Below are 13,260 nucleotides of genomic sequence, written 5' to 3'. Positions count from 1 at the left end.
CTTTATCCGGTCTCAGGCAGGCATCGCGCCGCCAAATCATCTTTTGTGTTCGCCGCCTCTCCCCAGAGGCGAAATAGGCCGTCAGGCCAATGGCGCAAGATCATATCCCGCTGCCGTCGATCTCTTTTCCGTGGGTCGGCCAGTGAATGCCGCATTCGGTCTTGTCCTGGCCGCGCCAGCGTCCGGCGCGCGCGTCCTCCCCCGGGGCCACCTTGCTGGTGCAGGGCATGCAGCCGATGGAGGGATAGCCCTGCGCGACCAGCGGATGCGGCGGCAGGTCATGGGACTTGGCATAGTCCAGGACTTCAGCTGCCGACCAATCGGCCAGAGGGTTGATCTTGACGCGTCCGGCATCGATCTCGAAATGCTCGAGATTGGCACGGGTCGAGCTTTGATGGCGCTTGCGGCCGGAAATCCAGGCCTCGAAGCCGGTCAACGCCGTCTCAAGGGGAACAACCTTGCGGATGTGGCAGCACGCATCCGTGTCGCTCATCCACAACATGCCGGCCGGGTCTTTTGCCTTCAGGTCTTCCGGTTCCGGCTTGTGCGTGCGCACATCGGTGAGACCCAGCTTTTCGACCAGCTGATCCCGGTACAAGATTGTTGCCGGAAACAGCTTCACCGTGTCCATGAACTGGACCGGCGTCGACGGGTCGACCTGAGAAACCATGTGCAGAAGGACAGCTGAATCGGCCCCAAAGCTGGAAACCATGGCGATCTCGCCGGCGAATTGGTGCCGGATCGAGGCCATCAGGATTTCCTGCGCCGTTGCCTCTTCGAACTGGGAATTCAAGGCCGCGACTTCGGCCTGCAATCCCAGCTCCGGATCAACGACGAAGCTAAAGGCTTCATGCAACCCCATAAAGGGCCTCCTTGAACGGTTCCTCGCCTACCCGGCGGTACGCCTCCAGGAAGGTTTCTTCCTTTGCCTCGCGCAGGCCGAGATAGGTATCGACAAGCGTTTCAATGGCATCGACGACTTTTTCCGAAGAGAAGCCGCGTCCGGCAATCTTGCCGATGGATGCGTTCTCATTGGCCGAGCCGCCAAGCGTGATCTGGTAGAACTCCTCGCCCTTCTTCTCCAGGCCCAGAATGCCGATGTGACCGACATGATGGTGTCCGCAAGCGTTGATGCAGCCGGAGATCTTGATCTTCAGCTCTCCGATTTCGGCCTGACGCTCGGGCGTGCCGAACCGTTCCGAAATCCGCTGCGCGACTGGAATGGACCGTGCCGTTGCAAGCGCGCAGAAATCCATGCCCGGGCAGGCGATGATGTCGGTGATTAGACCGGCATTGCCTTCGGCGATTTCAGCCGCCACCAGCTCGTCGAACAGCGCTGGCAGGTCTTCCAGTTTCACATGCGGCAGGATCACATTCTGCTCGTGGCTGATGCGGATCTCGTCATGGCCGAACTTTTCGGCAAGATCCGCGATCACATCCATCTGCGCATCGGACGCATCGCCCGGAATGCCGCCGATCGGCTTCATGGACAGGGTCACGGATGTATAGCCCGGCACCCGGTGCGGGTTGAGGTTATGGGCCACGAACTGCGCAAAGGCGGCATCGCTCTCACGGCGCGCATCAACAGCCGCCGACGTTTCGGCCCGGACTTCCAGGGGGGGCGGCGCAAAATAGGCCTCGATGCGGCGCACTTCTTCATCCGGCAAGCGCAGGACACCAAAGCGGATCTTTTCGAACTCGGCCTCAATATCGGCTTTCAGCTCTTCCAGACCGGTCTCGTGAACCAGAATCTTGATCCGCGCCTTGTACTTGTTGTCCCGGCGTCCATAGCGGTTGTAAACGCGCAGGATCGCTTCGGAATAAGCAAGCAGGTCCTCTTCCGGCAGGAAGTCACGCACCTTGCGGCCGATCATGGGCGTACGGCCAAGACCACCCCCAACGAAGACCTCAAAGCCGATCTCGCCCGCTTCATTGCGGGTGAGTTGCAGGCCGATGTCATGGACCTGAACGGCTGCCCGGTCATTCGGTGCGCCGGTGATCGCGATCTTGAACTTGCGCGGCAGGAACGAGAATTCGGGATGGAGCGAAGACCACTGGCGCAAGATCTCCGCATAGGGGCGCGGATCTGCGATCTCGTCGGCGGCAGCCCCTGCAAAATGGTCGGCTGTCACGTTCCGGATGCAGTTGCCGGAGGTCTGAATGGCATGCATTTCCACTTCCGCCAGCTCCTCGAGGATCTTCGGCGTATCCTCAAGCTTCGGCCAGTTGAACTGGATGTTCTGACGGGTCGTGAAGTGGCCGTAGCCCTTGTCATAGGTCCGCGCGATATGCGCGAGCTTGCGCATCTGGCGGCCATTCAGCGTGCCGTAGGGAATGGCGACCCGCAGCATGTAGGCATGAAGCTGAAGGTAGAGGCCGTTCATCAGCCGGAGCGGCTTGAACTCGTCCTCGGAGAGCTCACCGGCCAGACGGCGGCGGACCTGGTCCTTGAACTGCTCTGTGCGCTGGTTGACGAAACTCGCGTCAAATTCGTCGTAGCGGTACATATTCGCGTCTCCTTCAGGCGCTGCCGGCGGCCGGCGCTGCCATAACGTTCAAAATTGAGGTCAGGCCGATACAGCCTGGGCCTGTTTGCCAAGATTGGGATGGGTGGTTGGGCCTGCCGCACGGATGCGCTCGCGAAGGCGGACCGGAACGATCACACCGTCTTCAACGGCCACGTCCATTTCATAAACGCCGACGACTTCCTGGTTCTTCTCGGCAGCAGCCCCGACAGCCAAGGCGTCGGCAACAGCGTCCGTGCCATCAAACACTTCGGCCAGGGTGATGCGCTCGACCCAGGTTTTGCCTGCGCCCAGCCAGACGACATCGCCATTCAAAAGGCGGTTGGCGGTAATGACTTTCATCTCTTTCTCCTCAAGCCGCGGCGACGCGGGCGCTGAGCGTCCCCACTTTGACCGGCGCTTTCACCGGCGCCAGCGGCTCGGCATGTTCCAGGGCGGCGTGGCCGACGGCCTCGCCAATCACAATCAGGACCGGCCCATCAATCTCAGTGCGGTTCGACAGGACCGCGAGTTCGGAAAGGGTTCCTGCAAATTGCCGTTCATCCGGGTGCGCGGCGTTTTCGATCACGGCAACCGGCGTATCCGGCTTCAAGCCCGCGCCGACCATGCGCCCTGCAACGGACGCAGCCACCGTGCGGCCCATATAGACGGCAACGGTTGCGCCTTTCAGCGCCAGCCCGGCCCAATCCGGAAGCGTTTCGGACTTCGCGTTGTGGCCGGTGGCAAAGACAAGGTTGGAGGCGACACCGCGCAAGGTCAGCGGAATCTGCGCCGAGGCTGCGGCGGCAAAGGCTGCTGTGACGCCGGGAACGATTTCAAAACCGACCCCTCCCGCGCGGAGCGCCTCCATTTCTTCTGCCGCCCTGCCAAAGATCATCGGGTCACCCGCCTTGAGGCGCACCACCTTCAGACCATCGCGGCCGAGCTTCACCAGCAACTCGGAAATTTCAGATTGCGGCACAGAATGCGCGCCCTTGCGCTTGCCAACGGAAATCCGCTCCGCGTCGCGGCGGCCCATGGCCACCACATCGGCTGGCACCAGAGCGTCATGCACAATCACATCCGCTTCCTGCAGGAGGCGCTGCGCGCGAAGCGTGAGAAGATCCTCAGCGCCGGGACCGGCCCCAACGAGCCAGGCAAACCCCGGCTCGTCCGCCATGCCGTTCAAGAGCCGCTGGGCTTCGGCCCGGGCGGCATCGGCCTTGCCGGCATAAAGATTGTTTGCAACGGATCCGGAAAAGAACCGCGCCCAGAAGTTCCGGCGCAAGTTGCCGTCGGTGATAACCTTGGCCGCAGCATCACGGAAGCTTTCGGCAAGGCGGGCCAGTTCGCCGGTTGCACGTGGCAGCATGCCCTCGATCCGGGCCCGGATGTGACGCGCCAGCACCGGCCCGACACCGGTGGACGTAATGGCAACGGCAATCGGTGCCCGGTTTACCAGCGCACCCGTATAAAAATCGCAGAGCTCAGGTTTGTCGACGGCATTGACAGGCACCCCCATGATCCGGGCCGCAACGACAACCGCCTTGTCGAGATCCCAGTCTTCCCGCGCCGAGAACACCATGGCGGCATTGGTAAGGTGCTTTGGTAGGAAATCACTGTCGATGTGCTCGGCCTTGAAGAGCGTGACGGCTTCCTGAAGATCGGGTTCGATGTCCTTTCCGATGACAACGATATGGGCATTGGTTTCGCCGAGCAGACGGACCTTCGCAGCCGCCTCGCCGCCGTGTCCGACAACAAGAACGCGCTTGCCGGCAACCTTCATGAAAGCAGGAAAGACGTCGAGACGGTCTTCAGGCTTTTTCAAAGTCTTGGTTTTTTCGGTAAGGCGGCGGGCCATCGTGTCGGGTCTCCAATCCCATTTTGCTAGGCTCAATGTAAGCGGCGGCCTGCGAGAACGCCGGGCACTGGTTTTCAAAGCTGAGCGCATATGGAGAAAAGATTTTTCCCGAATGGCACATTCACGCGGTTTTCGGATGCCGTTACGGATAAACCGGGCGTTTGCGGGACGTGGCGGCTGAAGACCCGGGCTTTGGGAAAACTGCCGAACTTGCTGCCCTAACGGAATTCGCATAGCTTTTGACGAAGCGCAGGTGTGCGCATTTGTTTCAGCAACGCTTTGGGGGAAGCTATGCGGTTTTGGACGAAGCTGGCACTTGCTAGCGGTGTGTTATGTCTCTTTGTTTCAGCTGCTTCCGCAGCCGTGGTGGAATCATTCCGGTCCGGCGGCTGGAACGGCAGCGCCTACACCGATGATGCCACCGGCCGTCTCAGCACATGCGTTGCCGCGGCGACCTACCAGAGCGGCATTACCCTCTATGTTCAAGTGGACACCAGTTACAGCTGGGCGATCGGTTTTTCAGCGCCGCACTGGAACATGGACGTCGGCTCCGACATCCCCTTGCAATACCGCATCGACCGGGGGGCATGGCAGCAAGGCGTTGCCAAGGCGACTTCCAAGGATCTGGCCCGGATGCAGATGCCCCAGGGCAGCTACATCATTACCCGCTTCCGGCGCGGCCGGACCATGTATGTCTATGATGGCGCCTATAACTACGAATTCCGGCTGACCGGCACGTCACGGCTGATGGCGCGGCTTGCCAAATGTGTGGAACGGAATGTTGCCCGCTATGGCGCAGCGCCAGGCGTGGGAACTGCGGCCGCCGCACCTGCCGCCCCGTCCGGCGGGCTTGGCCAGGCGGATCCGGCACCTGCTCAAAACACGGCGGCTGCGGCCGATCCGCAGCTGGCCATCGAGGCAACCCAGGCTCTGTTTAACCTCATGGGAAGTGCTGGCATCTCCGGCCTGAAGCTGATCCCAGATGGCCAGCGTGAAGAGGATCTGAACGGCCTTCATGCGGTGGCTGCAGATGATGCCAGGACGCTCGTTGCGCATATCTTCGCATCGGGAAGTTATGAGAGCGAACAAAAGCTGATGTCGCTGATCATCGCGGATTCTGCCGAGAATTGTGACGGCAGCTTCTCCTCCGGAACCGAACGCGTGACCGAAGGCGGCAAGGACGTCTTTTCAAGCTATGCCAATTGCGAGGCAGGGGATTTCCAGCTGATTGAGCGGGTCGCAATCGTGAAGCGCGGCGCGGGCGGGGTTCATGTCTACGGAGTCGCCGATACCTATGTCGGCGAAGGCGGCGGCGCCCCGGTGTCTCCACCGGAACTGACCGACCCGGACTTCTACGCCGCCGCAGCCGCCGCCGCGGATTAAAATCAGGGACCAGGATAAAGACCCGGACCGCAAAGGAACTGCTGCGGCCCGGACCGTTACAAAGCTATGTCTTCGTTACTTCATCGCCTGGAGGATGGAGACATAATTGGCGACCGCAGCCCCGCCCATATTGAAGATGCCGCCGAGTTCGGCGTCTTTCACCTGAATATCGTCCGCAGTTCCGGTCAGCTGCATGGCGGTCAGGACGTGCATGGAGACACCGGTTGCCCCGATCGGATGGCCTTTGGCCTTTAGACCTCCGGACGGATTGACCGGCAACTTGCCGTCCATTTCGGTCCAGCCCTCCAGGATGGCTTGTGCGCCCTTGCCTTCGGCTGTCAGCCCCATGGCCTCATATTCGATCAACTCGGCAATCGTGAAGCAGTCGTGGGTCTCCACAAACGACAGGTCGTCGAGCGTCAGCCCAGCATCGCCCAGAGCGGATCCCCAGGCTTTCGAGCAGCCTTCGAACTTCAGGATGTCCCGTTTCGACATGGGCAGAAAGTCCTGCACATGCGCCATTGAGCGGAAGGCGACCGCCTTCTTCATGCCGAGTGCCGTTGCCGGATCGGTCAGGACCATGGCCGCAGCGCCATCGGACACAAGCGAACAATCCGTGCGCTTCAAAGGTCCGGCAACAAAGGGATTCTTTTCAGATTCCGCGCGGCAGAATTCGTAGCCAAGGTCCTTGCGCATCTGAGCGTAGGGATTTGACACCCCGTTCTTGTGGTTCTTGGCGGCAATTTTCGCCAAGGCATCGGATTGGTCGCCATGCCGTTGGAAGTACCCGTCGGCGATCTGGCCGAAAACTCCGGCGAATCCGGCAGGTATATCGCCATCCTCGGGAAGGTAGGAAGCTTTCAAGAGGTTCTTGCCGATCTCCGGTCCCGGTGTGGACGTCATTTGCTCGACACCGACCACCAAAACAATCTTCGCGTCACCGGACGCAATGGCCCGCACGCCCTGATGAACAGCGGCCGAGCCGGTCGCGCAGGCGTTTTCAACCCGGGTGGCAGGTTTGAACCGCAGCTGCGGATCGGCCTGCAGCACCAGGGCTGCGGTAAAGTCCTGCGCGGAGAAACCAGCATTGAAGTGACCGAGCAGAATTTCATCCACGTCTTCTGCCGCAATGCCAGCGTCCTCGATCGCCGCGCTTGCCGCCTTGACGATCATGCTCTCGACCGTCTCATCCGTGTGTTTTCCAAAGGGCAAATGCGCCCATCCCACCATGGCTGCCGTCATTTTGCTCTCCCTAGATTGCAACGCCCGAGCCGTGCGCTCCGCACGGGCTGGGCCCGGTCAGCGCTTCTGCGCATATGAATTCCGCGCGCACAGTTCCAGTTCGTCCGCTTGAATGCAAGCATATTTTTGACCATTACGTCATTATGTTTGATTTATGGTTTTTATTTCAATTATTTAATATCCTTCTTTTCCCTCTCCTCGGACAGCCCCAGACAACTAAAAACATCGGATCGATGGACACAAAGGGGGGCTGCGTTAACGTTTGCTTCATACACCTGTCACGAATGGCGGCTATCCAGACCCTGTTCATCACAATTTGTATTTAGGTCCTTTTTCAAGAAGACGCCGGTCCTGCTTTGCAGGGCCGGTTTTTTTATGCCGGAAAGCTTTTTTCATTCATGCGTTTCCACCAGATTTCCCCTGCCGGACTTTCCTTCAAATCGCCTTTTGCTTGACGGGAAGCCGCTTGGCCTATAGCCACTCAAAGCGCTTTGGATTTTAAACAAGGCGATGGTCCGCACACTTAGTTTCCCATTTTTGAAACTGCCGCACTTTGCCAGGAGGCCCGTATGCCCGACACACTCATGACTGATCCCGACTGGTGGCGCGGCGCCGTCATCTACCAGATTTACCCACGCTCATTTAACGACACGAACGGAGACGGCATCGGCGATCTTAACGGCATCACCGAGCGGATGGACTACATTGCCTCGCTTGGTGTCGATGCGATCTGGCTTTCGCCCTTCTTCACGTCGCCAATGGACGATTTCGGATATGACGTCTCCGATTACGAAGATGTCGACCCCATGTTCGGGACGCTGGCCGACTTTGACCGCATGACGGAAGCCGCCCATGCGCGCGGTCTGAAGGTCATGATCGATCTCGTGATTTCCCACACCTCAGACCAGCACCCCTGGTTCAAGGAAAGCCGGTCGTCGGCGGACAATCCAAAGGCCGACTGGTATGTGTGGGCCGATGCCAAGCCGGACGGCACGCCGCCCACCAACTGGCTGTCCATCTTTGGTGGCCCGGCCTGGGAATGGGACAGCCGCCGCTGCCAGTATTACATGCACAATTTCCTGACCAGCCAGCCCGATTTGAACTTCCATAACAAGGAGGTTCAAGACGCGGTTCTGTCGGCGGCCCGGTTTTGGCTCGAGCGCGGTGTGGACGGGTTCCGCCTTGATACGGTGAACTTCTACTTCCATGACCAGAAGCTGCGCGACAACCCGCCCCTGAGCCTCGATCAGGCGCCGTCGACGGTCGAAAAAACCAATCCCTACGGCTATCAGGATCATCTCTACGACAAGACGCAACCGGAGAACCTGGTCTTCCTGGAAAGGCTTCGGGCGCTTCTGGATGAGTATCCGGGCACCACATCGGTCGGCGAGATCGGTGCGGATGGACAGGCTGTCGAACTGACCGCCTCTTACACCGAGGCTGGCAAGCGTATTCACATGGCCTACAGCTTTGATCTTTTGACCCCGCAACACTCCGCGCACTACATCCGCCGGATTGTGTCGGAGATGAATGACGGCATTGGATCAGGCTGGGCGAGCTGGGCCTTGTCGAACCATGACGTGAAAAGGGTTGCCAGCCGCTGGGGCGAAGATCTTGATCCGGCCCGGTTCGCACCTTTGGAAACAGCGCTGTGTGCCAGCCTGCGCGGCACACCCTGCCTGTATCAGGGTGAAGAGCTTGGCTTGAAACAGGCAGATGTTCCTTACGAGAAACTGCAAGACCCTTATGGCATCCGCTTCTGGCCGGAATACAAGGGACGCGACGGGTGCCGGACGCCCATGCCCTGGACAAAAGACAACGCCAATGGCGGGTTTTCCGAGCCCGATGTCGAGCCGTGGCTGCCGGTCGCGCCCGATCATCTGACCATGGCCGCGTTTGCGCAGGACGCGGATGAACATTCGATATTGAACCGGAACAGAGCCTTTTACACCTGGCGCAAGCCACACACAGCGCTGCAAAAAGGCGATATGGCATTCGTGGACGCGCCGGAAAATGTTCTGGCCTTCACCCGGAGCTTTGAAGGGCAGACGGTCCTGTGCGTGTTCAATCTTGGAGCAACCTCGGAAACTTTCCAGGTTCCAGGCGTGAGCTTGTCCAATCTCGATGCACCGGGGTTCAAGGGCAGCGTGAGCGGATCAAAGGTCACCGTTCCAGCGCTGGATGCTGTCTTCGCCACGGCAAAAGGCTGATTCCGGCTTCAAAAACGGGACCGGCGCGGCTAAATAGACGCGCCGGGCTGACCCGGCCGCCGTCAATCCTGTGCCCCGGACCCGCATGACCCACCGCTTGCCGCTTTCCGTTTTCATCATCGCCAAGGATGAAGCCGACCGGATCGAAAAACCGATCCGCAGCGTGATTGACTGGGTGGAAGAGGTCATTGTGATCGACAGCGGCTCAACCGATGCGACCCCAGAAGTTGCCGCAGCTTTGGGGGCACGGGTGATCCACAACGATTGGCCCGGCTACGGCCCGCAAAAACGCTTCGGCGAGGATCAATGCCGGAACGATTGGCTTCTCAATCTGGATGCGGATGAGGAAGTCACTCCGGAGTTGGCGGAGGAAATCAAGGCCAAGTTCGCGAACGGCAGCTACCAGGATGCCGACGGTTGGCGCATCATGATCCGGGATATCTATGCTCATGAAATAGCCCCGGCGCCCTGGGCTTACGGATATCACCAGATCCGCCTTTATGACCGCCGGAAGGGGCGGTTCTCGCACTCCAGCATTCACGACACGGTCCGCCCGAATGAAGGCGCCCACATTTCAAACCTGAACGGGATCATGGCGCACCGGTCGATCCGCTCGCTGGAGTTTCAGGTCGGCAAGTACAATCGTTATTCGGACATGCAGGTTGCGGACATGGCCGCCCGCGGCCGTACCCTGCCCCGCTACCGGCTCTTGACCGAATTTCCGGTGAGTTTTTTGAAGGCCTATTTCGTCCGCAAATACGTGAAGTATGGCTGGTGGGGGCTGATCTTGTCGGTGAACTACGCCCATGCGCGTTTCTTGCGCGTCGCCAAAGCCTATGAAGCCGACCTGACCAAAAGGTCCGAAAAAGGTTAACTAGGCAGTGTCTGCAAGCGCTTCTGCAGGCACTTCGTGCCTAATCACTCTCACTGGCTGACGCACACCGGCTGTGCGGTTGAAATGATCCAGTCGACGGATCGTTGTTAGAGTTAGCGGGTGCCCCCGCGAGAGTACTAGCTCATGCCGTCCTTCGGTCAACACATCATCCACCAGAATATCGCCGGGGCGCAATGAATTGATGTAGCAATGCGAAATGTGCTTCTTCCGATGCTCTTCTATGTCACCAAGAAGATGATGCTGAGCAAGATGTAGGAGGTTTGGATCATATTTCTGGCGATTGATTGCAAGTGCTTCGAACGCGGCCGCATCTGGACCATCTTCAGGGCTCGCATACCAGAGATCAGTCAGCAGCCTGATAATCCGGGCGGCAACTGGGATATCCTCACCAACCGGACCATCCTTTGGGAAACCGGATCCGTCAAAGCCGCGGCCGGACAGGTACAGATACTCCGACACCTTCTCCAGCTGGGGAATGTTCTTGAGAAGTTCCCGAGTCTGGTCCGGAGACTTATTTAAAACGTCGCGTTCCTGCTCGGTCAGACTGCGCGCCGCCCGATACTTTGCAATAATTTCTTTCGGTAGCAAGGCTTCGCCAAGCGGAGATAGCATAACCGCGATCTCCAACTCCCATGTCTTGCGGAGGCTTGTTGCCTTGGCAAGCATGAGCGCCTGCTTGCGCATCGGAGCCGTCCGGCGGAAGGCATCCGGGTGAAAAACCGCCAGCATATCGATCAGCATCTTGATCGAACCGGAGAGCGTGCGTTCCAGAAGCGCACGTTCTTTCGACATGAAAGTGTGATGCGCCAGCGCGGTCTCAAGCGCCGAAATCAAGTCGGTCGATTTGACCGGCTTGTCCAGAAACATGAAGGCATGTGCCTCATTGAGGCTCTTCTTGACCGCCTCTACAGAGGATTCCCGGGTCAGCATGATCCTTGTGGCCAGCGGTACGATCGTTTCGGAGGCCCTAAGAAAGGCAACCCCACCCCGGCCCGGCAAATTGTAACAGCTAAAGATAACGGCGGCGGACGGATTATCCTTTATAAACCGCAGACCAGCATCCGACTCAGAGAAACACTGGATCCGGTAGTGGCTTGAAAACAAACGTTTGAAGCCCTCCTGAACCTTCTGATCCGGATCCGCGACTATAATCAGTTCTTTAGCCTGCTTTTTGGTCTGCTCCATTGCGGCAGCCTCCTCTCGCTGCCTGTGCTGCGTTGGTCTGCGCAAATCTTTCGAGCCTAAGCAGATTGTGGCAGAAGACCTATAACAAATGCTTGAGATTTTCCGTTGCTTTTCCGTGGCCCTCACGCGTCTTTGCCGAAAACCGTTGTGGCCATCTGCCAAGGGCGCGGACTATAAGGCCGCATGCTGGATGTATTGATCATAGGGGCCGGACCATCCGGCCTGTTCGCCGCCGAACAACTTTCGGCCAAAGGCCTCTGCGTCCGGATTTGCGATAAGATGGCCTCTCCGGCCCGCAAGTTCCTGATGGCCGGGCGCGGCGGGCTCAACCTGACCCATAGCGAGGATCTGTCTGCCTTTATGGGCCGTTACCGGGAGGCCACCGGTTTTCTGGCCCCGCTCATCGAGGCCTTTCCGCCCAATGAGCTGCGCCGCTGGTGCGATGGCCATGGCGGGGAAACCTTTACCGGCACCAGTGGCCGTGTCTTCCCGAAAGCCATGAAGGCATCGCCGCTCCTGCGCGCCTGGCTTCGCCGGCTGGAGGCGCAGGGCGTGTCAATGACATTGCGGGCCGAGTTCGCCGGGCTCGATGAGAAAGGCAAGGCCCTGATTGCAGAAAACGGCAAGCCGGCGGAGGCCGTGCCCGCCCGCGCCGTTTTGTTGGCACTTGGCGGTGGCAGCTGGCCAAAACTTGGCTCGAATGCAGGCTGGGTGCCCCATCTTGAGGAATGCGGCATTCACATCTCGCCGTTCGAGCCCGCCAATTGCGGCTTTGAAGTTGCCTGGAGCGATCATCTGACATCCCGTTTCTCCGGTTTCCCATTGAAACGGATCCGCCTGTCCCTGGGCGAGGACACTGTCTTCGGCGAGGCGATTGTCTCAGACCGCGGACTGGAAGGCGGCGCGGTGTATGCGATTTCAGCAAGCATCCGCCAGCACATCAAGGAGCACGGGCAGACGGACATCCTGCTCGATCTCCGGCCGGAACAGACCCATGACAGCCTTGCAGCAAAGCTGGCGAAACCGCGCGGCAAGCAATCCATGGCGACTTTCTTGAAAAAAACCCTGAAACTTCTGCCTGTCGAGCAAGCCTTGCTTCGGGAACCGGGGCCCCTGCCCGCAACGCCGGAAGATCTGGCCGCGCGCATCAAGGCGTTGAAAATCTCCTGCAAAAAACCCTACCCGATCGACCGTGCGATTTCGTCAGCGGGCGGTATTGCCCTGAACGAAGTGGATGACCGGCTGATGCTGAAAAAGGTGCCAGGCGTTTTTGCCGCGGGAGAAATGCTGGATTGGGAAGCACCAACAGGCGGCTATCTGCTGCAGGCGTGTTTTGCGACCGCGTTCCGGGCGGCGGCAGGCATCGAAGACTATTTGAAACAAACCAAAGACAAAGCATACGCCTCATGACCACGCTTTTTATCGATGCCGATGCCTGTCCGGTTAAGGACGAGGCAATCCGCGTCGGCGAACGCCACAAGACGCCGATCAAGATTGTCTCGAACAGCTGGATGCGGCTGCCTGACAGCGACCTTATCGAACGGGTGGTGGTGCCCGAAGGGCCGGACGTTGCCGATGACTGGATTGCGGAACGGGCATCTGCCGGCGATGTGGTTGTGACTGCGGATGTCCCGCTGGCCGCCCGCTGCGTAAAGGAAGGTGCGCTGGTCATTTCCCCAAATGGGAAGCCCTTCCGGGAAGACGCAATGGGCATGCGGCTTGCCATCCGGGATCTGAACACGCATTTGCGGGAAATCGGCGAAATCCGGGAATCCGGCCCGGCTTTCACCAAGCAGGACCGCTCCCGGTTTCTCAATCAGCTTGAGACCATCATGCGTGCGGCCAAGCGCATCTCAGAGACGAAATCCTGACCGGCAGTCCGGCGCCTAAGGCATGAAAAACCCCGCAGGAGGAGGGGCGGTGCTCCTGCAGGGTCTTTACCAGCATTGTGAGTTGCGCCCAACCAGCTGGAAGTGGAAT

General features: G+C 59.3%; 11 protein-coding genes. 5 read left to right on the top strand and 6 right to left on the bottom strand.

What is annotated here, in order from left to right:
- Positions 1–100: 100 nt before the first annotated feature.
- From E1180_RS18890 to cysG, 4 genes are read right to left on the bottom strand one after another with little or no spacing between them, the layout of a single operon-like run.
- Positions 101–862: a phosphoadenylyl-sulfate reductase gene (locus tag E1180_RS18890; RefSeq protein ID WP_155193675.1), complete on the bottom strand. Its 762-nt coding sequence runs from the start codon at positions 860–862 to the stop codon at positions 101–103.
- Positions 849–2,507: a nitrite/sulfite reductase gene (locus E1180_RS18885; RefSeq protein ID WP_155193673.1), complete on the bottom strand. Its 1,659-nt coding sequence runs from the start codon at positions 2,505–2,507 to the stop codon at positions 849–851. Before E1180_RS18885 ends, E1180_RS18890 begins: the two co-directional genes overlap by 14 nt.
- 60 nt (positions 2,508–2,567) lie before the next feature.
- Positions 2,568–2,867, bottom strand: coding sequence for a DUF2849 domain-containing protein (locus tag E1180_RS18880; protein ID WP_155193671.1), 300 nt, complete (start codon positions 2,865–2,867; stop codon positions 2,568–2,570).
- A 10-nt stretch (positions 2,868–2,877) separates the two neighbouring features.
- Complete coding sequence (cysG, locus tag E1180_RS18875) at positions 2,878–4,365, bottom strand: siroheme synthase CysG (RefSeq protein WP_155193670.1); 1,488 nt, start codon at positions 4,363–4,365, stop codon at positions 2,878–2,880.
- A gap of 291 nt (positions 4,366–4,656) precedes the next feature.
- On the opposite strand from cysG, the gene E1180_RS18870 reads away from it, so the two are divergent.
- Positions 4,657–5,748 (top strand): hypothetical protein, encoded by a 1,092-nt coding sequence (locus E1180_RS18870; RefSeq protein ID WP_155193668.1) that lies wholly within the window; start codon positions 4,657–4,659, stop codon positions 5,746–5,748.
- Positions 5,749–5,823: 75 nt separating this feature from the next.
- Here E1180_RS18870 and E1180_RS18865 read toward each other — a convergent pair whose 3' ends face one another.
- Entirely contained in the window at positions 5,824–6,990 is a 1,167-nt protein-coding gene (locus E1180_RS18865; RefSeq protein ID WP_155193666.1) for an acetyl-CoA acetyltransferase, read from the bottom strand.
- 569 nt (positions 6,991–7,559) lie between these two features.
- Between E1180_RS18865 and E1180_RS18860 the strand changes: the two genes are divergently transcribed.
- Together E1180_RS18860 and E1180_RS18855 are read left to right on the top strand one after the other, a co-directional pair.
- Positions 7,560–9,200 (top strand): alpha-glucosidase family protein, encoded by a 1,641-nt coding sequence (locus E1180_RS18860; RefSeq protein ID WP_155193665.1) that lies wholly within the window; start codon positions 7,560–7,562, stop codon positions 9,198–9,200.
- A gap of 85 nt (positions 9,201–9,285) precedes the next feature.
- Positions 9,286–10,074, top strand: a complete 789-nt coding sequence (locus E1180_RS18855; RefSeq protein WP_155193663.1) for a glycosyltransferase family 2 protein — start codon at positions 9,286–9,288, stop codon at positions 10,072–10,074.
- On the opposite strand, the gene E1180_RS18850 is transcribed toward E1180_RS18855, so the two are convergent.
- Positions 10,075–11,280, bottom strand: a complete 1,206-nt coding sequence (locus E1180_RS18850) for an HD domain-containing phosphohydrolase (protein WP_155193661.1) — start codon at positions 11,278–11,280, stop codon at positions 10,075–10,077.
- Positions 11,281–11,463: 183 nt separating this feature from the next.
- Between E1180_RS18850 and E1180_RS18845 the strand changes: the two genes are divergently transcribed.
- Complete coding sequence (locus E1180_RS18845; protein ID WP_155193660.1) at positions 11,464–12,690, top strand: BaiN/RdsA family NAD(P)/FAD-dependent oxidoreductase; 1,227 nt, start codon at positions 11,464–11,466, stop codon at positions 12,688–12,690.
- Positions 12,687–13,151 (top strand): YaiI/YqxD family protein, encoded by a 465-nt coding sequence (locus tag E1180_RS18840; RefSeq protein ID WP_155193658.1) that lies wholly within the window; start codon positions 12,687–12,689, stop codon positions 13,149–13,151. Before E1180_RS18845 ends, E1180_RS18840 begins: the two co-directional genes overlap by 4 nt.
- The last annotated feature ends 109 nt before the right edge of the window (positions 13,152–13,260 follow it).

The sequence above is a fragment of the Roseibium denhamense genome, from assembly GCF_009711415.1.
Lineage (GTDB): Bacteria > Pseudomonadota > Alphaproteobacteria > Rhizobiales > Stappiaceae > Roseibium > Roseibium denhamense.
The sequence above is the reverse complement of the archived record's forward strand: the minus strand, read 5'-3'. Positions and strand labels throughout refer to the sequence as shown.

Bases quoted from the DNA above. Each gene is read 5' to 3' on its own strand.
- E1180_RS18855 (WP_155193663.1), top strand. From the start codon at position 9,286: ATGACCCACCGCTTGCCGCTTTCCGTTTTCATCATCGCCAAGGATGAA.
- E1180_RS18860 (WP_155193665.1), top strand. From the start codon at position 7,560: ATGCCCGACACACTCATGACTGATCCCGACTGGTGGCGCGGCGCCGTC.
- cysG (WP_155193670.1), bottom strand. From the start codon at position 4,365: ATGGCCCGCCGCCTTACCGAAAAAACCAAGACTTTGAAAAAGCCTGAA.
- E1180_RS18870 (WP_155193668.1), top strand. From the start codon at position 4,657: ATGCGGTTTTGGACGAAGCTGGCACTTGCTAGCGGTGTGTTATGTCTC.
- E1180_RS18885 (WP_155193673.1), bottom strand. From the start codon at position 2,507: ATGTACCGCTACGACGAATTTGACGCGAGTTTCGTCAACCAGCGCACA.
- E1180_RS18845 (WP_155193660.1), top strand. From the start codon at position 11,464: ATGCTGGATGTATTGATCATAGGGGCCGGACCATCCGGCCTGTTCGCC.
- E1180_RS18840 (WP_155193658.1), top strand. From the start codon at position 12,687: ATGACCACGCTTTTTATCGATGCCGATGCCTGTCCGGTTAAGGACGAG.
- E1180_RS18850 (WP_155193661.1), bottom strand. From the start codon at position 11,280: ATGGAGCAGACCAAAAAGCAGGCTAAAGAACTGATTATAGTCGCGGAT.
- E1180_RS18890 (WP_155193675.1), bottom strand. From the start codon at position 862: ATGGGGTTGCATGAAGCCTTTAGCTTCGTCGTTGATCCGGAGCTGGGA.
- E1180_RS18865 (WP_155193666.1), bottom strand. From the start codon at position 6,990: ATGACGGCAGCCATGGTGGGATGGGCGCATTTGCCCTTTGGAAAACAC.
- E1180_RS18880 (WP_155193671.1), bottom strand. From the start codon at position 2,867: ATGAAAGTCATTACCGCCAACCGCCTTTTGAATGGCGATGTCGTCTGG.